Annotated in this window: 23 protein-coding genes; 12 read left to right on the forward strand and 11 right to left on the reverse strand. The window is 67.3% G+C overall.

Annotated features, from left to right (window positions below):
* Positions 1 to 2 precede the first annotated feature (2 nt).
* On the reverse strand, positions 3 to 1,043 hold the full coding sequence (locus NM962_05135; GenBank protein ID UVO14555.1) for a type III polyketide synthase: 1,041 nt from the start codon (positions 1,041 to 1,043) through the stop codon (positions 3 to 5).
* Between the two features lie 145 nt (positions 1,044 to 1,188).
* Between NM962_05135 and NM962_05140 the strand changes: the two genes are divergently transcribed.
* The gene (locus NM962_05140) at positions 1,189 to 3,522 is read left to right on the forward strand and encodes an MMPL family transporter (GenBank protein ID UVO13501.1); all 2,334 of its coding nucleotides are present in this window, start codon (positions 1,189 to 1,191) and stop codon (positions 3,520 to 3,522) included.
* A gap of 16 nt (positions 3,523 to 3,538) precedes the next feature.
* Here the strand turns inward: NM962_05140 and NM962_05145 are convergent, their stop codons facing one another.
* The 3 genes from NM962_05145 to NM962_05155 form a co-directional block, all read right to left on the reverse strand.
* The gene (locus NM962_05145; protein ID UVO13502.1) at positions 3,539 to 3,937 is read right to left on the reverse strand and encodes a type II toxin-antitoxin system VapC family toxin; all 399 of its coding nucleotides are present in this window, start codon (positions 3,935 to 3,937) and stop codon (positions 3,539 to 3,541) included.
* Positions 3,934 to 4,179: a type II toxin-antitoxin system VapB family antitoxin gene (locus tag NM962_05150; GenBank protein UVO13503.1), complete on the reverse strand. Its 246-nt coding sequence runs from the start codon at positions 4,177 to 4,179 to the stop codon at positions 3,934 to 3,936. Before NM962_05150 ends, NM962_05145 begins: the two co-directional genes overlap by 4 nt.
* Positions 4,180 to 4,313: 134 nt before the next feature.
* Positions 4,314 to 5,741: a YdiU family protein gene (locus tag NM962_05155; protein ID UVO13504.1), complete on the reverse strand. Its 1,428-nt coding sequence runs from the start codon at positions 5,739 to 5,741 to the stop codon at positions 4,314 to 4,316.
* A gap of 285 nt (positions 5,742 to 6,026) precedes the next feature.
* On the opposite strand from NM962_05155, the gene NM962_05160 reads away from it, so the two are divergent.
* Entirely contained in the window at positions 6,027 to 6,812 is a 786-nt protein-coding gene (locus tag NM962_05160; GenBank protein UVO13505.1) for a S1 family peptidase, read from the forward strand.
* 91 nt (positions 6,813 to 6,903) lie between these two features.
* Positions 6,904 to 7,131, forward strand: a complete 228-nt coding sequence (locus tag NM962_05165) for a hypothetical protein (GenBank protein UVO13506.1) — start codon at positions 6,904 to 6,906, stop codon at positions 7,129 to 7,131.
* 107 nt (positions 7,132 to 7,238) lie between these two features.
* Here NM962_05165 and NM962_05170 read toward each other — a convergent pair whose 3' ends face one another.
* Positions 7,239 to 8,021 carry an enoyl-CoA hydratase/isomerase family protein gene (locus NM962_05170; GenBank protein ID UVO13507.1) on the reverse strand — a complete coding sequence of 261 codons (783 nt, stop codon included), beginning with the start codon at positions 8,019 to 8,021 and terminating at the stop codon, positions 7,239 to 7,241.
* Positions 8,022 to 8,130: 109 nt separating this feature from the next.
* On the opposite strand from NM962_05170, the gene NM962_05175 reads away from it, so the two are divergent.
* Complete coding sequence (locus tag NM962_05175; protein ID UVO13508.1) at positions 8,131 to 8,493, forward strand: DoxX family protein; 363 nt, start codon at positions 8,131 to 8,133, stop codon at positions 8,491 to 8,493.
* Between the two features lie 12 nt (positions 8,494 to 8,505).
* Here NM962_05175 and NM962_05180 read toward each other — a convergent pair whose 3' ends face one another.
* Positions 8,506 to 10,074 (reverse strand): biotin carboxylase, encoded by a 1,569-nt coding sequence (locus tag NM962_05180; protein ID UVO13509.1) that lies wholly within the window; start codon positions 10,072 to 10,074, stop codon positions 8,506 to 8,508.
* Between the two features lie 224 nt (positions 10,075 to 10,298).
* On the opposite strand from NM962_05180, the gene NM962_05185 reads away from it, so the two are divergent.
* From NM962_05185 to NM962_05220, 8 genes are all read left to right on the forward strand, one after another.
* Positions 10,299 to 11,144: a class I SAM-dependent methyltransferase gene (locus NM962_05185; GenBank protein UVO13510.1), complete on the forward strand. Its 846-nt coding sequence runs from the start codon at positions 10,299 to 10,301 to the stop codon at positions 11,142 to 11,144.
* A gap of 60 nt (positions 11,145 to 11,204) precedes the next feature.
* Positions 11,205 to 11,984, forward strand: coding sequence for a thioesterase family protein (locus NM962_05190; GenBank protein ID UVO14556.1), 780 nt, complete (start codon positions 11,205 to 11,207; stop codon positions 11,982 to 11,984).
* Positions 11,985 to 12,044: 60 nt separating this feature from the next.
* Positions 12,045 to 13,274 (forward strand): DUF4226 domain-containing protein, encoded by a 1,230-nt coding sequence (locus tag NM962_05195; protein ID UVO13511.1) that lies wholly within the window; start codon positions 12,045 to 12,047, stop codon positions 13,272 to 13,274.
* Positions 13,275 to 13,294: 20 nt separating this feature from the next.
* Positions 13,295 to 13,597: a hypothetical protein gene (locus NM962_05200; protein ID UVO13512.1), complete on the forward strand. Its 303-nt coding sequence runs from the start codon at positions 13,295 to 13,297 to the stop codon at positions 13,595 to 13,597.
* Between the two features lie 12 nt (positions 13,598 to 13,609).
* On the forward strand, positions 13,610 to 13,957 hold the full coding sequence (locus NM962_05205; GenBank protein ID UVO13513.1) for a hypothetical protein: 348 nt from the start codon (positions 13,610 to 13,612) through the stop codon (positions 13,955 to 13,957).
* Between the two features lie 60 nt (positions 13,958 to 14,017).
* Positions 14,018 to 14,893, forward strand: coding sequence for an oxidoreductase (locus tag NM962_05210; GenBank protein ID UVO13514.1), 876 nt, complete (start codon positions 14,018 to 14,020; stop codon positions 14,891 to 14,893).
* Positions 14,894 to 15,108: 215 nt separating this feature from the next.
* Positions 15,109 to 17,475, forward strand: coding sequence for a flippase-like domain-containing protein (locus NM962_05215; GenBank protein ID UVO13515.1), 2,367 nt, complete (start codon positions 15,109 to 15,111; stop codon positions 17,473 to 17,475).
* A gap of 4 nt (positions 17,476 to 17,479) precedes the next feature.
* Positions 17,480 to 18,640 (forward strand): FAD-binding domain, encoded by a 1,161-nt coding sequence (locus tag NM962_05220; protein UVO13516.1) that lies wholly within the window; start codon positions 17,480 to 17,482, stop codon positions 18,638 to 18,640.
* Positions 18,641 to 18,642: 2 nt separating this feature from the next.
* On the opposite strand, the gene NM962_05225 is transcribed toward NM962_05220, so the two are convergent.
* The 5 genes from NM962_05225 to NM962_05245 all read right to left on the reverse strand — a co-directional run bounded on the left by NM962_05225 (position 18,643) and on the right by NM962_05245 (position 23,777).
* On the reverse strand, positions 18,643 to 19,722 hold the full coding sequence (locus NM962_05225; GenBank protein ID UVO13517.1) for a galactokinase: 1,080 nt from the start codon (positions 19,720 to 19,722) through the stop codon (positions 18,643 to 18,645).
* A complete protein-coding gene (gene galT / locus NM962_05230; protein ID UVO13518.1) occupies positions 19,719 to 20,810 on the reverse strand; it encodes a galactose-1-phosphate uridylyltransferase in 1,092 nt (363 codons plus the stop codon). The genes NM962_05225 and galT overlap by 4 nt, the downstream gene beginning before the upstream one ends.
* Entirely contained in the window at positions 20,807 to 21,283 is a 477-nt protein-coding gene (locus tag NM962_05235) for a DUF309 domain-containing protein (protein UVO13519.1), read from the reverse strand. The genes galT and NM962_05235 overlap by 4 nt, the downstream gene beginning before the upstream one ends.
* A 21-nt stretch (positions 21,284 to 21,304) precedes the next feature.
* Positions 21,305 to 22,090 carry a methyltransferase domain-containing protein gene (locus NM962_05240; protein ID UVO13520.1) on the reverse strand — a complete coding sequence of 262 codons (786 nt, stop codon included), beginning with the start codon at positions 22,088 to 22,090 and terminating at the stop codon, positions 21,305 to 21,307.
* An 88-nt stretch (positions 22,091 to 22,178) separates the two neighbouring features.
* Positions 22,179 to 23,777, reverse strand: coding sequence for an amidohydrolase (locus NM962_05245; protein ID UVO13521.1), 1,599 nt, complete (start codon positions 23,775 to 23,777; stop codon positions 22,179 to 22,181).
* Between the last annotated feature and the right edge of the window lie 57 nt (positions 23,778 to 23,834).

The raw sequence follows: 23,834 nt of genomic DNA on the forward strand, positions 1-23,834 counted from the left end.
GCCTACCACTCCAACAGGACGAGTTCGGCGGAGAAACCCGGACCCATCGCGATCATCAGCCCCAGTGATCCGGGCTGCGGCGGATCGGATTCGATGCCGTCGAGGATATCCAGGACCGATACCGAGGACAGGTTCCCGTGGTCACGCAACGATTTTCGGGTCGGCGTGAGCGCCTCCGACCGCAAGTGCAGCAGGTTTTCGATCGCATCGATGATCTTCGGGCCGGCGGCGTGCACGATCCACGTCGAGATGTCATCGCTGACCAGGCCGTGATCGGCCAGGAATTCGCCGACGTTGTCGCCGAGGTATTTCTCGATGATCGTGGCGATCTCCACCGACAAGACGATGCTGAACCCCTCGCTGCCGATCTTCCATCCCAGGACGTCATCGGTGTCGGCGTAGGTCTGGCTTCGGGTCGCCAACAGCCTCGGCCCGCGCGCCGAGCGTCGGGCCCCGGTCGCGATGACCGCCGCGGCGCCGTCACCGAACAGGCTGGCGGCAACCAGGTTTGCCACCGAGAGGTCTTCGCGCTGAACCGTCAAGGAGCACAGTTCGACGGCGACCAGGGCCGCCACATGGTCGGGAAAGGCTCGCAGGTAGTCGTGGACGCGTGCCAGGCCCGCCGCGCCGGCGACGCAGCCCAAGCCGAACAGCGGGATGCGTTTGACGTCGGAGCGAAGGCCCATCCGTGTCACCAACCGCCCTTCCAGCGAGGGCACGGCCAAACCGGTGACCGTCGTGGAGAACACGACATCGACATCGGCCGGCGCGATTCCGGCGCGATCCAGCGCGGCCTGCAGTGCTCGCTCGCTTAGATCCAGGGCGATGTCAAGGTATTCGTCGTTCACCTCGCTGAATCCGCTGAGCTTGGAGTAACGCGCCAACGGCAGCGCCAGCTGGCGGGTTGCGACACCACTGTGGGCGGCGAAACGCTGAAAGTCTGGGCTGACAAAGTCCGACAGGGCGGCCATCACCTCGCCCTGACGGTGTTGGTGGGAAGGGAATTCCACGGCCACAGCGGCCACGGTCGGAGTGTTGTCCATGTCGAGGTCACGGTGCCGCCGCGGCCGTGGTTCAACGGTGCGGCACAGCCGGCGAATATTGAACGGCAGGGGCATCCACTACGTATCTTGTCGGTAGGGGTGCCGTCGGCATCTCCGGTGGACCATTTCGGCGGAAGGTCACTACGTGCTGCACCGGATCGCCCTGCTGGCCCTCGCCGCCCCCCGCCGCGTACTAGTCCTGGCCGGGCTGGTGATGATCGCCGCTGCGGTGTTCGGGATCCCCGTGGCCGACAGCCTGTCCGCGGGGGGCTTTCAGGACCCCGGTTCGGAGTCCGCGCAGGCCACCCAGTTGCTGACCGACAAGTTCGGCCAAAGTGACCAGCAGCTGCTGATTCTGGTGAGTTCGCCCGACGGAGCCGACAGCGAGCGGGCCCGGACGGTCGGCACCGAGATCGCCGGAGTCCTGCAGCGCTCGCCGCACGTCTTCAACGTCGCCTCGCCGTGGACGGATCCGCCGTCGGCCGCTGCCCGATTGACCAGCACCGACGGCTCCGCCGGTCTGATCGTGGCCAACCTGCGCGGCGGCGAGAACGACGCGCAGAAGTACGCCCGTACCCTGGCCGACCAGGTGGCCCACGATCGGAACGGGGTCAGCGTTCGCGCCGGGGGCGGTGCGATGGTCTATGCGCAGATCAATCACCAGAATCAACATGACCTGCTGTTGATGGAGTCGATCGCGATCCCGCTGAGCTTCGCGGTGCTGGTCTGGGTTTTCGGCGGTCTGTTGGCGGCGGCATTGCCGGTCGCGCTCGGCGGACTCGCGATCGTCGGCTCGATGGCGGTACTGCGACTGATCACCCTGGGCACCGACGTGTCGATCTTCGCGATGAACCTCACCACCGCCATGGGTTTGGCACTGGCGATCGACTACACCCTGTTGATCATCAACCGCTACCGCGACGAACTGGCCGACGGCGTCGCTCCCGATCGAGCACTGATCGCAACGATGACCACCGCCGGTCGCACCGTGCTGTTCTCGGCGATCACGGTTGCGCTGTCGATGTCGGCGATGGTCTTGTTCCCGATGTACTTCCTCAAATCGTTCGCCTACGCCGGGGTGGCGACGGTGACGTTCGTGGCGATCGCCGCGATCGTGGTGACGCCGGCAGCGATCGCCCTGCTGGGGCCCCGGCTCGACGCGCTGAACCTGCGAGGGCCGATTCGGCGGCTGCTGCGGCGGCCCGAGCCCGTCGCAAAACCGATCGAAGAGGGATTCTGGTACCGGTCAACGAGATTCGTTGCCCGCCACGCCGTCCCGATCGGTCTGGCGGTGGTTACCCTGCTGGTGGCGGTCGGGGTGCCGTTCCTTGGGGTGAAGTGGGGCTACCCCGATGACCGGGTGCTCCCGCGAACGGCCTCGGCGCATCAGGTCGGCGACGCGCTGCGCGAGCAGTTTGCCGACGATTCTGACCGGGCAGTACCGATCGTGGTTCGTGACGCGGACGGCATCGCGCCCGAGGAGCTGGATCGTTATGCCGCGGAGCTGTCCCGGGTGCCGGAGGTGTCCTCGGTGTCGGCGCCGACCGGTACTTTCGTCGGCGGCGGCCGGGTGGGCGATCCGTCCGCAGCCACCGGGATCAAGGACAACACCGTGTTGCTGACCGTGGCCAGCACCGCCCCGCTGTTTTCCCAGCGTTCCGAAACCCAGCTCGACCTGCTGCATCAAGTACCGGCACCGGGCCAACGGCCGGTGCAGATGGGTGGGCTGGCACAGATCAACCGAGACAGTGTTAACGCGATCACCGACCGGCTGCCGCAAGTGCTGGGGCTGATCGCTGCCATCACCTTCGGGCTGCTGTTCCTGCTGACCGGCAGCCTGGTGTTGCCGATCAAGGCGCTGATCCTCAACGTGTTGTCGTTGTGCGCCGCGTTCGGGGCGCTGGTCTGGATATTCCAGGACGGGCACCTGGGAGCGCTGGGCACGACACCCACCGGGATGTTGGTCGCCAACGTGCCGGTGCTGCTGTTCTGCATCTCGTTCGGGCTGTCGATGGACTACGAGGTGTTCCTGGTGTCCCGGATCCGGGAGTACTGGCTGGCCTCGGGACGCACCCGAGCCGACAACGACGAGAGCGTCTCACAGGGCCTGGCGCACACCGCTCGGGTGATCACCGCCGCGGCACTGATCATGTCGATCTCGTTCGCGGCGTTGATCGCCGCCCAGGTGTCGTTCATGCGCATGCTCGGCCTCGGTCTGACCTTGGCAGTGCTGGCGGACGCCACGCTGATCCGAATGGTGTTGGTACCGGCGTTCATGCACCTGATGGGCAGTTGGAACTGGTGGGCGCCTCGCCCGCTGGCGCGATTTGCGCGGCGCTTCGAGATCAGTGAGAACGGCGGTTCAACAGGCCGTCATGCCGCGCCGCCGGGACTTCGGACTCCACACGTGCCGTCGCATCATGGCGCGCATCGCGCTGCTGGTGGAACCCATCAGGCCGCGTTATCGACGACGGAGTGAGCGCCGTGGCGGCAGCCTATTCGTCACAGGACGAACGTATTCCGGTGTGTCCGAAGTCGTCGCCTTTCCACAGCAGCGGTTCACGAAGGTCTGCCGCCAGGGCATAGGAGAGGCAGTCACCAAAGTTCAACCCCGCGGGGTGGCCGCTGCCCTTGCCGAAATCCGCGTAGGCCTGTCTGGCGATCCTGGCTTGTCCTTCGGTCACCGGCTCAATCACAAAGCCGGCGTCGTCGAGGAGTTCATCCAATGCTCTGCTAATGATCGGATCGCGCTGGGAGTCCAAGACAATCCCGCATTCGAGGTAAGCCGCAGCGGACAGCCGGCGCGATCGCGCCCCAGCGATGGCTCTCGCGTAGCGGGGCGCGTCTTCCTCATCCCGAAGGATCGCGATGATCGCCGAGGTGTCGACGATCATGCCGGCATGCCGCGCTCGTCGTAGAGCAGTGTGCCGTGGTCCAGTCGCTTGGTCTCCGGGCTCATCCGAGCGGCAGTACGCCTTCCAATGGCCAGTAGCCGCGCGGCCGCGGCGTCCGTCTGCACGTGGGCCAGCCGATCCAGCACCGCGGCGGCGACCACTTGCGCTTGAGATTCGCCGGTGATCCTGGCGATTTCTTTGACCGCCTCATGAACCGCCGGATCTTTGATGTTCAGCGCCATGATTGGTACCTTTCTACCATTAAGATGGTACCTTAGTACTCAGCTCGCGACCGACACGAACTCGCGCAGTCCCTCAAATGCCTTGCCGAACAGCCGGTCATCGTCCATGCACGCTACAAGCGGGGTCTGACAGGTCAGGTTCCGCAGAACGTCCGGTAGACGCCGAATTCCGGCGGTGCCGGCTCGGCGTAGGCCGCCAAGCCATCGCGCTGCCGATAGGGTTCGGCGATCACATCCAGCAGCTTCTCCACCGGCGTCAGGTCGCCGCGCATCGCAGCGGTTAGTGCCTGCTCCACCAGGTGGTTGCGCGGTAGGTAGAGCGGGTTGACCCGGTCCATCGCGGCGGCGTCGGGCCGCATAGTCCGCCAGCGTCCCAGCCAGTCGGCGAACACCGCCGGAAGTGCGTCGGGGTCACCCCGTCCGGCCGCCGCCAGTTGCCGGAAGAACGAGGTGTAGTCGACGTGGTTGTCGGTCATGAGCGCCAACGCCTGGTCGATCAGCGCGGCAGCTTCCACGCTGCCGGTCAGGCCGAACTTCGCCAGCATCCCCGCCGACCAGAGGCCGTGATAGCGCGGCATGAACCCTTCGAGGGTTTCCACCGCCACCGACAGCGCCAGCTCCTCGGTGGCGGCGAACAGCGGCAGGATGGTCTCGGCGAACCGGGCCAGGTTCCACTGGGCGACCAGGGGCTGGTTGCCGTAGGCGTAGCGCCCGGCATGGTCGATGGAGCTGAACACCGTCGCCGGGTCATAGGCCTCCATGAAAGCGCACGGCCCGTAGTCGATGGTCTCCCCGGAGATGGTCATGTTGTCGGTGTTCATCACACCGTGCACGAATCCGACCAACATCCAGCGGGCAATCAGGGACGCCTGGGCTTCCACGACCGCTTGAAACAGTGCGAGGTAAGGGTTTTCGGCCTGTGCGGCATCGGGGTAATGCCGGGCGATCGAGTAGTCGGCCAACCGGCGCAACAATCCCAGGTCACCGGTGGCGCGGGCCTGCTGGGCGACGAGTTGGAAGCTGCCGACCCGCAGATGGCTGGCGGCGATGCGGGCCAGGACCGCCCCGGGCACCGGCGCCTCGCGTTGCACCTGGTCCCCGGTGGCCACGACAGCGAGCGAGCGGGTAGTGGGGATCCCCAGCGCGTGCATGGCTTCGCTGATGACGTATTCGCGCAGCATCGGGCCGACGACGGCCAAACCGTCGCCGCCGCGGGCGAACGGAGTCGGGCCGGAGCCCTTGAGGTGGATGTCGTGTCGGTGGTCGCCGTCGAGTTCGCCGAGCAGCAGGGCGCGGCCGTCGCCGAGCAGTGGCACGTAGTTGCCGAACTGGTGTCCGGCATAGGCCTGGGCCACCGGGGTGGCTCCGTCGGGAACCTTGGTACCGGTCAACAGCTTCAGGCCGGCAGGACTTTTCAGCCAGTCCGGGTCCAAACCCAGTTCGGCGGCCAGGTTCTCGTTGAGCACCAGCAGCTTCGGCTCCGGCGGGGTGACGGCCTGCCAGGGCTGGGCAAGTTCGGGGAACTCGCGGGCAAAGTCTGCGGTCAGGCTCGGGGACGCCATCTATCCAGACTACGTGCGGATAGGTCGTCATTCAGGCCGATGTCACAGCCACCCCTTGCGCACCGGCGAAGTTGGGTTGGGTGATGTTCGATTCGGATAGCGGTGGCGATATCACCGTGGGTGGATCGCCCGCGAGATGCCGGTCCGAGTGGTGGTAGTGCTGGGCAGTCGTCGCCGCTGACACCGGATCGGTTCCAATACCTGGCTGCCACACCGAGCGTACGCCCAGGCGGACGTCACCGAGGTGTGTCAGCGACCAATAGATGGGCGGCTACCGTTACACCGGTGACGGAACGGCGCCGCTGGGACACGCTGAAGATGGTGGCATGGCGGATCGGGACCGCCGTCGTCGTCGCCGCGATCTTCATCGGCCTATACCAGGTGAACCGCACCCACCCGGCGCACCCACTGATCCCGGTCCCGATGGCGCGCGAGATCGGGCCCGGCATCGGCATCAACGTCTCCCCCGGCGGCGACGCGGCCGCTATCACCTGCACCACCGGATTCCTGGTGCACACCCGCGACGGGCGCCCCGGGCTGCTGGTGGCCGGGCACTGCAATCCTGGCGGCGGCCCCGGGCAGGTGGAGATCCGCCACGGCGGCGCCTTCGCCTATCGCACCATCGGCACATTCACCGAGACCGTCAGCGACGGCAGCAACTGGGATGACTACGACATTGGGCTGATCACCCTTGACGATCCGGGCAAGATCCCCTTGACCTCGGTCATCGACGGGCATCCGGTGGTCGGGGTCGCCGAGTATGTGTCGGTCGGTGATGTGCTGTGTCACTACGGAATCCGCAGTGGCGGACCGCTGTGCGGCCCCGTGGTGGCCAGTGAGGCGAACAAGGTCCGGTTTGAAGCCGGCGGTACCTGCGGCGACTCCGGCGGCCCGGTGTACCGATTGCGCGACGACGGCGCCGCCGAGGCGGTCGGCATCTACATCGCAGTTTCCGACGGCACCTACTCCGAGCCCAAGTGCGAAGACCCGCACCCCTTCTCGATCGCCCAGACCATCACGCCGTGGCTGTCGGCCTGGGAGCTGACGCTGGACACCACCACCGGCCGCTGACGCAGCCCTGGCGATGCTGGCGGTGCTAGCGGCGGTCCCACAATGCTCGCTACACCCGTATTGGCGTGGTGCAGCGGCTGTCTGCATCTCAGTGACGGGCTGGATCACCGCGCTGAAGGGATTCGCGTTGACGGTGTTTCCCGATGGCGGAATGTCGGCTGCAAACATCGCGATGCGCGCCGAGGGTTGGACGCGTGCCGCCTACGTGCTGTTCGCACTGGTCGGGTTGTACCTGACCTACGTCGGGTGGGCGCCGCTGCGGAATCGGCCGCATCCGCAACCTGCCAGTGGCGATCGGGATCTGCGCTCGGCGGCGTGATCTGGACGAGCGCGTCGGTGAGCTCGAACGCCAGCCGGTAGCGCGAGAAGCGATGCCGTCACGGCCAGTGCGATCCGTTGCGGCTCAATACTTTCGGCCACATAGAATCATCTTGTCCGGTTCGGGATGGCGTGGCGAAACTCGTCGGACGCCAGACAGCGGGCCTGTTCGGTGACCGCGGCTCGTAGGCCGGCGGCATCGTCGGCAGTTCGGCCCGCATCGATGGCGCGTCGTGCCCCACGAACGGCGATCTGCGGTTGACTCGCGAGTCGTTCAGCGAATTCATGGGCCGCGGAATCGAGCTCATCGTCGCCGACCACGCGATTGGCCAGTCCGATGCGCAGCGCCTCCGCCGCGTCGATCACCTCGCCGAACAGGATCAGTTCTCGTGCTCGCCCCTCCCCGATGAGCCGCGGGAGTCGAAACGTCGCACCCATGTCAGGCAAAAGGCCGTAGCGGGTTTCGGTCAGCCCGACTCGGGCGTCCTGGGTGAAGATACGGAAGTCGCAAGCCAGCGCCAGTTGCAGGCCCGCCCCGTAGGCGTGACCGCGGACCGCTGCGACACTGGGACAGCCGAGCTGGGGAATCCACTCGAAGGCCCCGGCCACGCGAAGGCCGAGCTCCATAGTCTCGTCATCGACAGATCGCTGCGCGAACGCGGTCAACGTGCCGGCCATGTCTTCGACCAGGTCGATGCCTGCCGAGAAGGACGGGCCGTCGCTGGCCACGATCAAACAGCGAAGGGTCTCGTCGGCCAGCAATTGCCTGCCGAGGTGGTCCAACTCCGCGCGCATTGCCGGGTTGATCGCGTTGCGCTTCTCGGGTCGCGACAACGCCAAGGTTCCGACGTGTTCGCTGCGGTCATAGCGAATGGTCTGGTACCTGCTCATGTCATGTAGACGATTCCGCGCGGGCGAGTGTGACACCAGCGAACCGTCACATTCGCCAGCCGCCTTCCGTCCTAGTAGATGAACACCCAGAACCGGAAGGACCGACACCATGAACATCGCACTGTGGACTGCCCAATTGGCCTTGGCCGCGGTATTCGCCGCCTCCGGTGGCGCCAAACTCACCATGACGCGCGAGCGTCTGTTGGACACGGGCCAAACCGGGGTGGCGATGTTTCCCATGCCGGTGGTGCGTTTCACCGCGGCGATGGAGCTGCTGGCGGCCCTCGGACTGGTCGCGCCCGGGCTCACGGGGATCGGGCAGGTGCTGACACCGGTGGCCGCCGCGGGTTTGTGCGTCGTCATGGTCGGGGCGGCGTGGGCGCACTCCCGACTGCGGGAGCCCAAGAGCGTGGCCGTGAACGCCGTGCTGTTCGCGGTGGCGGGCTTCGTGGTGCTCGGCCGGTTGCTCTGATCGAGTCGGCTTTCAGAACGTATCGACGAACCGCCGGGGTTGCACATCCTGTCGGTATCCGGTCGACGCGGCCAGCATCGCCGCGATCACCCCGCGCGTCTCGGCGGGGTCAATGACGTCGTCGATCTCGAAAAGCGTTGCGGCGTTGAGTGCTTTGGCGTGTTCCTCGGCGGCAGCGGTGGCTTGGCGGACGCGTTCTTCGCGCTCGTCGTCATCGGCGATGGCTTCTAGTTCCTTGCGCAGCCCCAATCGCACCGCGCCTTCCAGGCCCATCGGCCCCAGGTGCGCGCCCGGCCAGGCGACGGTCAGCACCGGCTGGTGCAGGCTGCCGCCGAGCATGGCTTGCGCGCCCAGCCCATAGCCGCGGCGCAGGATCACCCCGATCAGCGGCACCCGCAGCGCCGCCCCGGCGACCAACAGTCGAGAGGCTTTGCGGACCAACCCTTCTGCCTCGGCCGCCGGGCCCACCATGTAGCCGGGACAGTCGACCAGCGAAACGATGGGCAGCCCGAACGCGTCGCAGAGCTGCAGGAACCGGGCTGCCTTGTCCGAGGCACCGGCGGTGATCGCCCCGGCCATCACCATGGTGTTGTTGCCGATGATCCCGACGGGGCGGCCGTCGATACGAGCCAGTGCGGTGACCATCTCGGGCGCGAACTTCTCCCGTAGGAAGGTCACCGTGCCGGTGTCCGCCAACGTCTCGATGATGGGTTTGAGCGGATACGCACGCCGCGCCCGCTCGGGAATCATGGCGCGCAAGCCGTTTTGGTCTGCTACCTCGCCAGGTGCGGTGACTCCCTGGAAGTAGCCGAGGACTTGTTTGGTCACCGTGACAGCCTCGGCTTCGTCGGCCACCACCACGTCGACGACGCCGTTGGGCGCCTGCACCGAGATCGGCCCGACGTCGTCGGGAGCGACGTGCCCCAGACCACCGCCGGCGATCATCGCTGGGCCCGCCATGCCGATGGAGGTGTCGACCGTGGCGATGATCAGATCCGAGGTGCCGGCGATGACGGCGTTGCCGGCAAAGCAGCGGCCCTTGACCACCGCGATGCGCGGCACCAGTCCGGACAGCTTGGCCCACAAGGCGAATGCCGGTACGTCGAGTGACGACACCGTCGGATAGTCGGTGTCGCCGGGCCGTCCACCGCCACCCTCCGCAAAGAAGACGGTCGGCAGTCGCATCCGTTCGATGAGCTCGAACAGACGGTCCTTCTTGAAGTGGCCGATCGCGCCCTGCGTGCCCGCCAACACGGTGTAGTCGTAGGACAACACGGCGCAGGCGCCGCGCTCGGGTCCGAACAGTGCGCCGTTGATCGTGGCGGTCCCGCCCAGCAGGCCGTCGCCGGGGGTATTGGCGATCAAGTCGTCCTTGTCACGGCGGGCACGTTGGGCCGCGATCGCGAACCGCCCGTACTCCACAAAGGTCCCGGGGTCGACCAGATCGGCGATGTTCTCCCTTGCGGTGCGGCCGCCGGCGTCGTGGCGGCGTTGTACCGCGTGCGGCCGAGCCGCGTCCTCGGTGAGTGCGCGGCGGCGCAACAGTTCTAGCAGGTCGTCACGCAGCGGGACATCGGGCATGTGGCAGGTTCCTTCGCAGCGGTGGTCACCGTGAACAACATCATGGGCGAAGCGCGATCCACAAGCCTCGGGCTGGGTCGCGCCCGACGCGGCGGGACCATGTGGGGTGATGCCCGGCTTTGAGCGACAATCCCGGTCGCGGATCTGACATAACGTCGGTTGTCGCTGCAAGGCGGGCGCCTCCCCTAATCCTTCCCGCCGGCGCCGCTCCCTACGCTGAATGAATGGCGAACGAGGAACAGCAGCAGGCCTGGGCGGCCCAGGGCATCGAGTGGGTGGACAACGCGGTGATCTTCGAGGCAGTACTGGCACCGTTCGCCGACGCAGTCATGCGCGCCGCCGACATCGCCGCGGGCGAGCGGGTGCTCGACATCGGCTGTGGCTCCGGAACATTGCTGCAGCGCGCCGCGGCCCTGAACGCCATACCGTTCGGCGTGGACATCTCCGAGCCGATGGCGCAGGCGGCGCGTCGACGGGTTCCCGAGGCCACCGTGTCCCTCGGTGACGCACAGACCATGGATTTGCGTGCGGCGGCGGGCGGGGCATCGTTCGACCGGGTCATCTCCCGGTTCGGGGTGATGTTCTTCGACGATCCGGTGGCTGCGTTCACCAACATCCGCCGAGCGGCGGCCCCGGACTCCCGGCTGGCGTTCGTGTGCTGGCGCGAAGGCGACAATCCGATGTTCGCCGCGGGCGTCGACATCCTGGCCGCCAAACTGGAGTCACCTCCCGCTGCGCTGGATCCCACGGCTCCTGGCCCGCTGGCCTTCGGCAATCCCGAGCGGGTGCGAGCGATCCTGACCGAAGCCGGCTGGAGCGACATCGCCGTCGACGCGTTCGACGGCGTCTGCAACTTCGGGATCGGCGGTAGCGACGGCGTCGAGGAACGGCTGGCGTTGATCCTGGCCAACCGCACCGGGCAGCAGGCTCGCGCCGAACTGGAGGCCAGGCTGGGTGCCGACGGCTGGGCCGGTGTCGTTGAGGAGCTGCGCGAGGAGCTGCGCCGGCAGCGGGTCGACGGCGTGGTGCAGTTCCCGGGCCGCACCTGGGTGGTCACCGCGATAGCGTGACCGGGACTGCTCCGATCACCGGTAAGGACTTCCGTGACCCCACACCCCTTCGACCTGGCCATGCAACTCGAGGCCGTCGACCCCGGAACGTTCCGCGGCGCTACCCGTCCCGAGTGGGCCAACATGGTCGGGCCGTTCGGCGGGATCACCGCGGCTGTCCTACTGCGTGCCGTCGAATCGCACCCCGAGCGCATCGGCGACCCGCTGGCGCTGACCGTCAACTACGCCGCACCGATCGCCGAGGGTGAGTTCGACATCAGCGTGCGCGCCGCGCGCACCAACCGCAGCAATCAGCACTGGGTGCTTGAGCTGCGCCAGGGTGACGAAGTCAAGACCGCCGCCACCGCGCTGTTCGGCCTGCACCGCGACACCTGGGCCGACGACGAAAGTCACCGGCCGAGCGCACCGGCTCCCGAGGACGTCGCCCCCGGCAAGTTCGTCGACGCCATTGTCTGGGCCAAGCGCTACGACATGCGCTTCACCGACGGCCCGGTGCCGCTCAAGGCGGCAGAGCCCAGCGCATCGTCGACCACCACGTTGTGGGTGCGCGACGCCGAGGACCGGCCGCTGGACTTCGCGGGGTTGGCGTGTCTGTCGGACGTGTTCTTCCCTCGGGTTTTTCTGCGCAGCGGCCGCTTCCTGCCCGCCGGCACCATCTCCCTGACCACCTATTTTCATGCCGACCAAGGCGAAATCGAGGCGCTCGGAAGTGATTTCCTGCTGGCCAGCGCGCACGCCAACCGATTCTCGCGCGGCTACTTCGACCAGAGCGCGCACCTGTGGTCGCGGGCGGGCCGGCTGGTGGCCAGCACGCATCAGCTGGTGTATTTCAAGGACTGACGCCGAGACGCAGCCCCGGGTGAATACCGGGATCGTTGTCGCTGAACTAGCGTCGCCGGCATGCCCGAGGAACTCGGCGCCCACGCCGATGCCGCGCGAGCACGCGAGAATGTCCTGGCGCGGCGGCTGCAGAGGTCTGTGCAGACCGACCGGGCTTTTCTGACGACGGTGCGCGGCGCCGCGCAGGTGGCCGTGCAGGGCCGCCGGCGTCTCGACAGCATCGAAGCCGAGATCCGGGCCGCGCTGGACCACCACCGCGCTCTGGCCTTGGATACCCCGGCCGGCGCCCGACAGTTCCAGTGGTTCCTGACTGCCAAGACCCGCGACATTCACCAGGTGATCGCCGACACCGTCGCCGACAGCCAGGCCCGCGCGCAGACGATGCGGACTCTGGGCGGCGGGTACGCGGTCGAGGACCGGCAGCGGCCGACCGTCCAGGCCGTCGACCACTCCTTCAAACGAGGCCCAGCCAGCGATGACACACGCCGGCTCAATCAGATCGACGCGTTCCGGGAGGCCTTCGGGCGCGACCCGGTATCAGCCTGCGACTGGGCTACCGCGGCAGCCTTGGATCCTTGCACCTATGACCCCAAGTTCCAGGGGGCGCAATCCGAGATCCGGGTGGCCCGGATCGATCCGGTGCCGGGGCAAGGCGTTGTGCGCGCATCGCAGTGGATACCACAACGAGATGTCAAGAGCGGTCTCTTTTCTCGAGACTTCGGCAACGATCGCGGGCCCGATGCGCGCTTTGATCCCGAGAACAGCAAGGTCACCACCTACATCGACTACGAGAACGGCATCGTGGTGATGCGACAGAACCCGTCGGTTGAACTTAACGGCAGTGGCGGCCCGGGAAGAGTGGCAGTCGGCGTCCCTCAAGGCAGCGTCTCGCAAGCCGCTGACGGGTCGGTTCGCATCAAGTACGACGCCGGCAACCCGCTGGTGCCCGGCTTCACGACGGACACGCACGGACCACTGCGCGACAATCGACTCAGCGTCAACGGCGACCTGGTGTTCACCCCTGGACACGACGGCGTCTATATCGACGGAACACGTACCAATTACCCGTCGCTGGAGGTCTACCAGGATCTGCCGAGCGGCGGCACCCACACGGTGTTGATCGATCCGGCGCACTCGGGAAATACCTGGTTGGGCCCGGTCACCAATCTGCCGATCCACCACGAGGTCGGCGTCGGCAGTTCGCGCTTCGCCGCGTTTGACGACGCGGCGGCCCGTGATTTCGGGCCGGTCTATGCGCCGCCGTCCGTCTCGTCGCAACCAGCCAGCTGAGCACTGTTGAAGGAGCCGTCATGACCACACCTACCCCTGCAGCTCCCTATGGACCGCGCGGTTTCCTCGCCGCGTTGGCGACCATCACGATCGTCGAAACCGCGACGTGGGCTTGGCTGCCGTTGTGGTTCGCCAGCGTCTTCTTCTTCGTGATCGCAACGGTCGTGGTGGTCCCGACCGGAATGTTCATGCGCGAACTACCCGACGAGGCCGGCCAGGTCGGGCGCGGCATCCTCATCGGCTACCTCGCAACTCCCCTGACCATCGCCGTCACCGTTATCCCTGCCACCGTGATCTACCAAGTGCTGCAGCACCTGCACTGAAAGGACTCGGACATGCTGAATCGACTGTGCGCACGAATCCGTGCACAGGACAACGATGTCTGGCGGACCGCTACCCGATCAGCGCCGATCGTGGTCCAGTTCGTGTTCGCGGCAGCGTTCGGCGTCGGCTGGCTACTGGGTCATTTTCCGATAGACAGCCATGCCGGATATCGCATCATGCTCGCCGCCACGTTCACTATCACGGCCTTCGCATCGCTGCTGATCGGCGCCGGGAACTTGGGTTCCAGGTCACCGCGCCGGCGCGGCCTGGGCCTGGCCGTCGGTGGGTCCGGTCTGGCACTCTTGGCTGGCGGCTTGCCATGGGCACTGATTTTCCTGTCGCTGGTGGACACCGTATGAGCTCTCCGGCTACCGAACAGCGCTACGGCGTGAGCGCCACCGGCAGGTAGCGTGACCGGCATGTCTTTTTCAATCGCGGACACTCCCGATCAGTCCGGCCGTACCTTCGTGGTGACCGGCGCCAACGGTGGTCTGGGCGAGGTCGTCACCCGCACCCTGGCCGCCAAGGGCGCCAGGGTGGTGATGGCTTGTCGCAACACCGCCAAGGCCCAGGAGATCGCCGACGGAATCGACGGCGACGTGACGGTGGCGGAGCTGGATCTGGGCAGCCTGGCCTCGGTGCGCGATTTCGCCGCGCAGCAGGGCGGTTTCGACGTGCTGGTCAACAATGCCGGCATCATGAACATCCCGATGCGGCGCACCGTGGACGGCTTCGAGACTCAGTTCGGGGTCAACCACCTGGGCCACTTCGCGCTGACCGGCCTGCTGCTGGACCGGATCAGCGACCGGGTGGTCACGGTGTCGAGCATCGCGCACAAGCAGACCCCGAAGTTCTGGGTCGACGACCTCAACTATGAGCACCGTCCCTACCAGCGCAACCTCGCCTACGCACAATCCAAGCTGGCCAACCTGATGTTCGCCCGCGAGCTGCAGCGGCGGCTGGTGGCGGCCGGCTCGCCGCTGCGCTCCTACGCGGTGCACCCCGGGGTGTCGACCACCGACCTGTTCGACAACGACAAGACCATCGTCGGATTGATCGCCAAGTACGGCCTGCCGTTGGTCGGCCAGCCGCCGGAGCGGGGCGCCGAGTCGACCCTGTTTGCCGCGACCGTGCCCGACGCGGACCCGGACACCTACTGGGGCCCCACCAAGCTGAACCAGTCCCGCGGCGCGATGGGGCCGTGCCCGTCGAACAAGCTGTCGAAGGATCAGCGGCTGTGGCGCCGGCTGTGGGAGGAGTCGGAGAAGATGACCGGGGTCAGCTACCCGCTCTGATCCGCGGCAACGGCGGGTTGGCTGCTCCGGGATGGTTGTCGCTGCGAGCCGGGCGCACCTCGTGCCGGCCCCCGGCGGTGACGGATGTGACGCATGGGACTCACGCGGGCCGACGCGGCCCCATGTCGCCGACAATCCATCGTGATACCGCAGCTCACCGGTTAAGTTGTGGCGAGCCGCCACGCGATGCGGCATGAGACGGACCGAAAGAGATCATGCGAGTTGAGGGGCGCGACGTCGCCGTCACCGGCAACCTGCTGCAGCCGCTGACCCGACGCACCAACGACATTCTGCGTCTGGTGCTGGCCGCACTCTTCCTGGCGACCGTCATCACCAGCTCGCTGGTCACCCGCTACGAATGGGTGTCACTCGAGCGTTCGGTGTCCCAGATCGTCGGGGTACTCTCCCCCGTCCACGCCAACCTGGTCTATCTCGCCTACGGCATCGCGATCCTGGTGCTGCCGTTCGCGATTCTGATCGGCCTGGTGGTGTCCCAGCAATGGAAGCTGCTCGGAGCCTATGCCGTGGCGGGCCTGCTCGCCGTGGTGTCCCTGTCGATCCGCAGCACCGGCATGGCCGCGCCGAACTGGCATTTCGACCTCTCCGACCGGCTGGCCACCACACTGGCGCAGTTCCTCGACGACCCGCGGTGGATCGCCATGCTCGCGGCGATGCTCACCGTCTCCGGCCCTTGGCTGCCGGCCCGCTGGCGACGCTGGTGGTGGGCACTGCTGCTGGCGTTCGTACCAATCCACCTGGTGGTCAGCGCGATCGTGCCGGCCCGCTCGCTGCTCGGACTGGCCGTCGGATGGTTCGTCGGAGCCTTGGTGATCCTGATCGTCGGGACCCCCGCGCTGGAGGTGCCGTTGGACGGTACCGTCCGCGCCCTGGCCCGTCGCGGTCACACCGTCTCCGAACTCGCCGTCATCCGCCCGGCCGGGCCCGGCCCGCTGGTGCTGTCCACCGTCGGCGACCACCCGGCGATCATCGAGCTGTACGGACCCAACCAGCGCAGCGGGGGTGCGCTGCGACAGCTCTGGCGCAAATTCCGGCTACGCACCACCGAGACCGCGCCACTGCACGCCTCGCTGCACCGCGCGGTGGAGCATCGCGCACTGATGGCGATCTCCATCGCCGATGCCGGGTTCGCCAACACCAACACCGTCGCGGTCGCCTCCCTGGACCGGGGCTGGACGCTATACGCCCACACCCCGCCCCGCGGCACTCCGATCGCCAACTGCACCGCCACCACGCCGGTGGCCCAGCCCTGGGAATCGCTGCGGCGCCTGCACGATCAGCAGATCTCGCACGGCGACCTGCGCAGCAAGGAGATGACCGTCAACGACGGCCAGGTGCTGTTCGGCGGCTTCGGCAACGCCGAATACGGTGCCACCGACACCCAGCTGCAATCCGATATCGCCCAGTTGCTGGTGACCACCTCATCGCTGTACGACGCGGCCGCAGCGGTGGAGGCGGCGATCGAGTACTTCGGCCGCACCGCGGTGTTGGCCGCCTCGCGACGCCTCACCAAATCCGCCGTGCCCGCGCGGCTTCGCAATGCCGTCCCCGACTTGGGCACCGTGATCGCCGCGGCCCGCGAGGAGGTCAAGCGTCAGACCAACACCGATCAGATCCAGACCAAGACCATCACCCGGTTCACCCGCAGCCAGCTGATCCAGCTGGTCCTGCTCGTTGCCCTGGTGTATGTGGCCTACCCCTTCATCAGCCAGGTGCCCACCTTCTTCTCCCAACTGCGGCAAGCGAACTGGTGGTGGGCGCTGGTCGGGCTGATCGTCTCGTCGCTGACCTATGTCGGCGCGGCGGGTGCCCTGTGGGCATGCGCCAACGGTTTGGTCAGCTTTCGCAATCTGGCGATCATGCAGGTGGCCAACACCTTTGCGGCCACCACCACCCCGGCCGGGGTCGGCGGACTGGCCCTGAGCACCCGATTCCTGCAGAAGGGCGGCCTGAGCACCTTGCGTGCGACCGCCGCGGTCGCACTTCAGCAATCGGTGCAGGTGATCGTGCACGTGATCCTGCTGGTCATCTTCACCACCGCCGCGGGCGCCTCAACTGACCTGTCCCACTTCGTGCCCGGTGCCACCATGCTGTACCTGATCGCCGGTGTGGCCCTCGGCTTGGCCGGCATTGTGCTGCTGGTGCCCAATCTGCGCCGGTGGTTGACCACGGCACTGCGGCCACGGCTCAAGGAAGTCACCGGAGACCTGGTGGAGCTGGCCCGCGAGCCCAAGCGGCTGGCGTTGATCGTGCTAGGCGCGGCCGGCACCACGTTGGGTGCGGCGCTGGCATTGTGGGCCAGCGTGGAGGCCTTTGGCGGCAACACGTCATTCGTCACCGTCACGGTGGTGACGATGGTGGGCGGCACCCTGGCCTCCGCGGCCCCGACGCCCGGAGGAGTGGGCGCCGTGGAGGCCGCCCTGATCGGTGGGCTGGCCGCGTTCGGTGTGCCCGCTGCGCTCGCGGTCCCGTCAGTGCTGCTCTATCGGGTACTGACCTGCTGGCTGCCGGTGTTCATCGGCTGGCCGGTGATGCGATGGCTGACCGAGAACGAAATGATCTGAGCCGATGCGGGTCGCGATCAGCGGTGCAGGAGTGGCCGGGACGGCGCTCGCGTACTGGCTGCACCGCACCGGCCATAACCCGACCGTGATCGAGCGCGCGCCGGCCTTTCGCTCCGGCGGCTACATGATCGACTTCTGGGGCGTCGGCTACACCGTGGCGAAGCGGATGGGCCTAGAGGCGCAGATCCTGGACAAGGGCTACCAGATCGATTCCGTCGGCGCCGACGGCCGTACCCGTGCCATGTTGGACGCCAACGTCTTTGGGCACCTGCTCGGCGACGACTTCACCAGCCTGCCACGCGGCGATCTGGCCGCCACCATTCACGCCACCATCGCCGAGCAGGTCGAGATGATCTACGGCGACAGCATCACCGCCGTCGACCAAGACGACAACTGTGTGCGCCTTACCTTCGGCCACGCCGGGCCCCGCGAATTCGACCTGGTGATCGGCGCCGACGGGCTGCATTCCAACGTGCGCCGATTGGTGTTCGGTCCGGACGCCGATTTCGAGCACTACCTCGGCTGCAAGGTAGCCGCCGCCGTCGTCGAGGGTTACCGGCCCCGTGACGAACTGGCTTACGTGACGTACGCCGTACCCGACCGGCAGGTGTCACGCGTGGCGCTGCGCGACGACCGCACCTTAGCCCTGTTCGTGTTCCGCGATGCGTCACCCGAGATTTCGGATCCGAAGGTCCAGTTGCACAACCGGTTCGCCGATGCCGGCTGGGAGTGCCCGCAGCTGCTGGCCGCCCTCGATGCCGTCGACCCGGGAGATCTGTACTTCGACGTGGTCAGCCAGGTTCGGATGAACCATTGGTCGCGGGGACGAGTGTTGTTGATCGGCGACGCCGCCGGGTGCATCTCGCTGCTCGGCGGTGAGGGCACCGGCCTGGCGATCACCGAGGCCTATGTGCTCGCCGGGGAGCTGCACCGCGCCCGTGGCGATCACCGGCGCGCGTTCGATACCTACGAAACGCGACTGCGCCCGTTGATCGAGGCCAAACAGTCCAACGCCACACGGCTGCTCGGATTCTTCGCCACCCGAACGCGTTTCGGTCTGTGGTTTCGCGACCTCGCGCTGCGGGCGATGAACCTGCGGATGCTGACACACCTGTTCGCCGGCGCAGTGCGCGATGACTTCGACCTGCCCGATTACGGGATCTGAGGCTATCCCGCCCCCGCCGCCGCATACACCCGGCTCACTTCCGGATCGGGATAGCCGGCGTCGGTGACCGCGGCCCGCACCGCGTCGCCCACCTTCAACGTGAGCTTGGCGGGCACCAGCGCGATCACACAGCCGCCGAACCCGCCTCCAGTCATCCGGGCGCCGAGCGCTCCGGCGGCCACCGCACTGTCGGCGATCAGGTCGATGTGCTCGGTGGTGATCTCGAAGTCGTCGCGCATCGAGGAGTGCGACGCGTTGAACAGCGCTCCGGCAGCGGCGAAGTCCAACTCGGCGCACGCCGCAACGAAATCCAGCACTCGCTCGTTCTCGGTCAGCACGTGTCGAGCTCGCCGGCCATCGACCGGGTCGGCAACCGCATCCAGCGCCGCAATACCGCGGTGCTGGACCTCGCGTAGCGATGCCACCCCCAATGCGGCGGCGGCCCGCTCACACGATGCCCTCCGGGCGGCGTATTCACTGTCGACGTGGCCGTGCCGCTGACCGGAGTCGAGCAGCAGCAGGGTCACTCCGGAGGCGTCCGGGTCGAACGGCACCGGGTGCACCGCGACGTCGCGGAAGTCGATCAGCAGCGCGCTGGACACCTCCCCGAAGAGCGACGACAGCTGATCCAGTAGCCCCGTTGGCGCTCCGACATAGTCGTTTTCGGCACGCTGGCCGATCCGGGCCTGCTCGATCCGATCGATATTCAGACCGGCCGCCGTTGCCAAGGCGCCGAGCACCGCGCATTCCAGCGCCGCCGAGGACGATAGGCCCGAGCCGATCGGTACGTCGCTGCGAATCTCCATGGTGCCGCCGGAGACCGCAAATCCACTGTCGCGCAGCGCCCAGATCACCCCGGCGGCGTACGCACCCCAGCCGGTGGTCTGCCCGGGCGTGGTGCTCAGCGGGATGCTCACCGGCGCGTCGGCACGGTCGCTGAGCACGGTGAGCGTGTCGGTCTCGGCTGGGGTGAAGGTGACGCTGGTGCGTTGCGGCAACGCGATCGGCAGCGCGAAACCACCGTTGTAGTCGGTGTGTTCGCCGATCAGGTTGACCCGGCCCGGCGCGGAGTAGGTGATCACAGCTCACGCAGCCTAGCCGCCACAGACTCCGGGGTGACATCGGCGATGAACGCGTCCATCGCAGATTCCGAGGCCGCCAGATACTTCAGCTTGGTGGCGCTGCGTTTGATCGACATCAGCTCGACGTGAAAATAGCCGTCGGCCTGCGCGCCGTCGCTGCGGTACTGGTGCAGCGCGGCCATATAGGGCAGCGGAGCATCGTAGATACGGTCGAAGCGACCCAACAGGTTTCGGTAGACGCCTCCGAAGTCGTCGAGCTCGTCGCCGGTCAGGTCGGTCAGGTTGTGCACCCGCCGATTCGGATAAAGGTGCACCTCCACTGGCCAGCGTGCGGCGAACGGCACGAACGCGGTGAAGTGGTCGGTCTGCGCCACGATCCGAGTGCCCTCGGCACGCTCGGCCGCCAGCAGATCGGCGAACAGATTGGTGCCGTACGTATCTCGATGCGCACGCGCTTGATCCAGCATCGCGGCGGTGCGCGGGGTCAGATAGGGGTAGCCGTAGATCTGGCCGTGCGGGTGAGCCAGTGTCACCCCGATCTCCTCGCCGCGGTTTTCGAAGCAGAACACCTGCTCGACGCCCGGGCGGGCCAGCAGATCGGCGGTGCGATGTCGCCATGCCTGCACCACCAGCCGGGCGTGTGCGGCCGGCAGGTCAGCGAACGAACCGGTGTGGTCGGCCGAGAAGCAGATCACCTCGCATCTGCCGTTGCCCGGTGCGGAGACGAATGATTTCGGCGCGGTTTCTCCCGCTGAGCGGTCATAATCGCGCCGAAATCCCGCCAGACTCGGGAACCGGTTCTCGAAGACCACGACGTCGTAGTCGGCCGCCGGCACCTCGCTGGTCTCACCGCTCGGTCCCGGGCACAGCGGGCAGGCCTCGACGGGGGGCTTGTAGGTGCGGTCCTGGCGTTGCGCGGCGATGATCACCCACTGGCCGGTGGTGCGGTCGAAGCGCAACTGCGACGGCTCGGGGTCACGCGGCGACAGTGGCCGGCGATCGGGCACCGGGGCGGGCGTGTGGCCGGGCAGGGCGAAGAACAGTAGGTCGCGGCCGTCGGCAAGCGTCCAGCGAAGCGGGGCGCTCACGCGACCAGCCGCGGATGCAGCCGCTGCGGGGCGATCTCGACGCCGGCCGCCAGGTCGTCGGCCAAATGCGCGGCGAAGCCCAGCAATCCGGCGAGATCGATCCCGAACGGGGCCGGGGGCCGCACCGACGCCAGATGCTCGGCGCCGCGGCGCAACAAGCTGACCGCGCCAGCGACGTTGCCACGCTGAACGTGGGTGACTCCGACGGCAAGCTGTGCCAAGCCCTGCCACAGTTCACGCTCAGTGGGGGGCCGATGCTTCCAAGCGGCTTCCAGCACCTCGTGGGCGTTGAACGCCAGCCCATCGTCCAGCAACAGCTGCGCGTAGGCGAGCATCTGGGCCGGCGGCAGATCGAGGTCGTCGGGAACACCTTCGACCCCGCCCTGGCTGCCGCGGGGCAGCGGGCGGCCCAGCCGATCACGCGGGCGGGCATTACGGGGGCGGCCCGAATCGTCGCGGTCGCGGGTTGTCACCTGTCCATCATGGCAAGCCGGTCAGGCGGGCTTGGCAGCAATCACCTCGATAGCGGCCATGTTGTCGCGGTGGCGACGGAACGTCGCACGCATATTGAGCACCCGGGCCCGCGCATCGGAATCACGCAGCACGTTGAACACGAACCGCAGCGCCCCGAACAGACCCTCGTCGGCGATCAACCGATGCGGCTCCAACAGCGCCATCGGTGCGTAGGAGATCTTCTCCACGGTGAAGCCGGCGTCGGTGAGCAACTCGGTCCACTCCGCGGCGGTCAGCGGGCGGGCGTTGACCTTGATGGAGCGGGCCAGCGCGGTGCGGACTTCATCTTTTACGGCCTCGGGTACGTCGATGGGCTGCAGGACCATCTCGTGAATGGCGTAGCGGCCGCCCGGGCGCAGCACTCGGAAGACCTCCCCCATGATCTCGGCCTTGTGGGCGTTGGTCTGCATGGTCAACATCGCTTCGCCGATGACGACGTCGGCGCTGTCGCCCTCCAGGCCGGTCTTCGACGCTTCGCCGGTGACCACCCGGCCCCGTTCGCCGATCACCGAGCGGACCACGCCGGCGGCGTTCTCATCGGCCTCGACGCCGATGTAGGTAGCGGGGCCGTTCTGCAGGATCTCTTTCGCGGTGCGACCCATGCCGGGCGCGAGTTCCACCACGTCGGCGCCGGCCAGCTGCGCATCGGCCAGCATCCGGTGGGTCAGTCCGAGCCCGCCGGGCCGCAGCACGCGTTTGCCGAGACGGGCGAACAGCCAGTGGCCGGGCAGATCAGCGGTCTTGCGGTCGGGCATCGGCAGGCTCATGCAACGAAGGTTAGCCTTACCAGCCTTGAGTCCGCCAGGGGACTTTAGACCCCTTTTTCTCCTTTAAATAGCGGGATGGTCTGTCGTTTCAGACCACCTGGCGGCCGGCCAGGAAGGTGGCGCGTACTTCAAGATCGGCGATCTCTTCCGGGGCGACGGTGCGGGGGTCGGCCGACAACACCACCAGGTCGGCATACTTGCCCACCTCAAGGGATCCGGTCACGTCGTCGGCAAACAGCTGCCAGGCTGCATCGAGGGTTTGCGCCCTGATCGCCTGCTCGACAGTGAGCCGCTCGTCGGGCGCCAGGACCCGCCCGCTGGGCGCGCGCCGCGTGGCGGCGACACTGATGTTGCGCAACGGCTCTTCGGGGGTGACCGGCGCGTCATTGTGCAGTGAGATGCGCATACCCGTCGCGACGGCGGATGCCGCCGGCATCCACCGCGAACCGTGTTCCTCCCCGAACAGTCCGTCGACCAGAACATCACCCCAGTAGTGCAGGTGGTCGACGAACAGGCTGCAGGTCACGCCCAGCGCGGCGGCGCGGCGCAGTTGCTCGGGGCGGATGGCGCCGACGTGTTCGAGGCGCAACCGGTGATCGGGCCGCGGGTGCCGACGCAGCACGTCCTCGTAGACGTCCAGGATGGTGTCGACCCCGTTGTCGCCGTGCACATGGCAGGCCATCTGCCAGCCGCGGGGGAAGTACGCCTCGACGATGCGGGTCAGTTGTTCGCCGGTGTAGTTGGCATGCCCGCACGATCCGGGTTCGACGCCGATGGTGCGGGTGGCGTCGGTGTCCAGATACGGGAACGACAGGTCAATGTTGCCGATCCACGGTGAGCCGTCCACCCAGATCTTGATACCGATCTGGCGCGCCATGTCGTCGCCGTCCCCCGGCGAAGCATCGGTGTGCAACGCCGGGTTGGAGATCTCGTAGGTGCGCAGGCGCACGGTCAGTTCGTCGTGCAGTTCTTGGACCAGCGGCCGAAACTGCGGCGAGAACGCCATCTCCGAAATTGTTGTCAGCCCGGCCCGGTTGAGCCGCGCGCATTCGGCGCGCAGCATCGCCGGGGCGTCGCCGGGCAACATCGCCTTGCCCAGCAGTGGAATGAGTGCGGCGGTTTCCTCCGCGGTGCCATCCAGTTCACCGGCGGCATCGCGGCCGTATTTCGCACCGATCGGGTCGGGGGTGTCGCGGCTCAACCCGCCCTGCCGGGCTGCCGCATTGTTGAAGTAAGCCTTGTGGCCCGAGTTGTGCACGATCACCAGCGGGTGGTCCGGGGCGACGCTGTCCAGCCAGGCCAACGTCGGTTCGGGCAGCCCCGGCTGCAACAACTGGTCCCAGCCGACCGCGTATGCCCCCTCGGCGCCGCGAGCGGCGACCTCGTTGCGGACCAGATCCACCACGGCGTCGGCGTCGGTCAGGGTGACCGGCCGGATATCGACCATCCGGCCGGACAGCACGACGGACTCCATCAGCGGATGTCCGTGGGCCTCGACGAAGCCGGGCAATACGCAGCCGTCGCCGATGTCGAGCACCCGGGTTTCAGGGCCGATGAACGCGTCGATGTCCGTGCGGTCGCCGACCGCGACGATGCGTCCATCGGTGACCGCCAGCGCCTCGGCGGTCGGTTGCGCGTCGTTGACCGTGAGTATCGTGCCGGTGACAACGAGATCCGCTGCGGGCATTCCGGGCTCCTTCTCGGCAGGCTTCGCCGGAGTGTAAGTGGAATAGCGAAGCGTCCA

The organism is Mycobacterium sp. SVM_VP21, assembly GCA_024758765.1.
Lineage (GTDB): Bacteria > Actinomycetota > Actinomycetes > Mycobacteriales > Mycobacteriaceae > Mycobacterium > Mycobacterium heraklionense_C.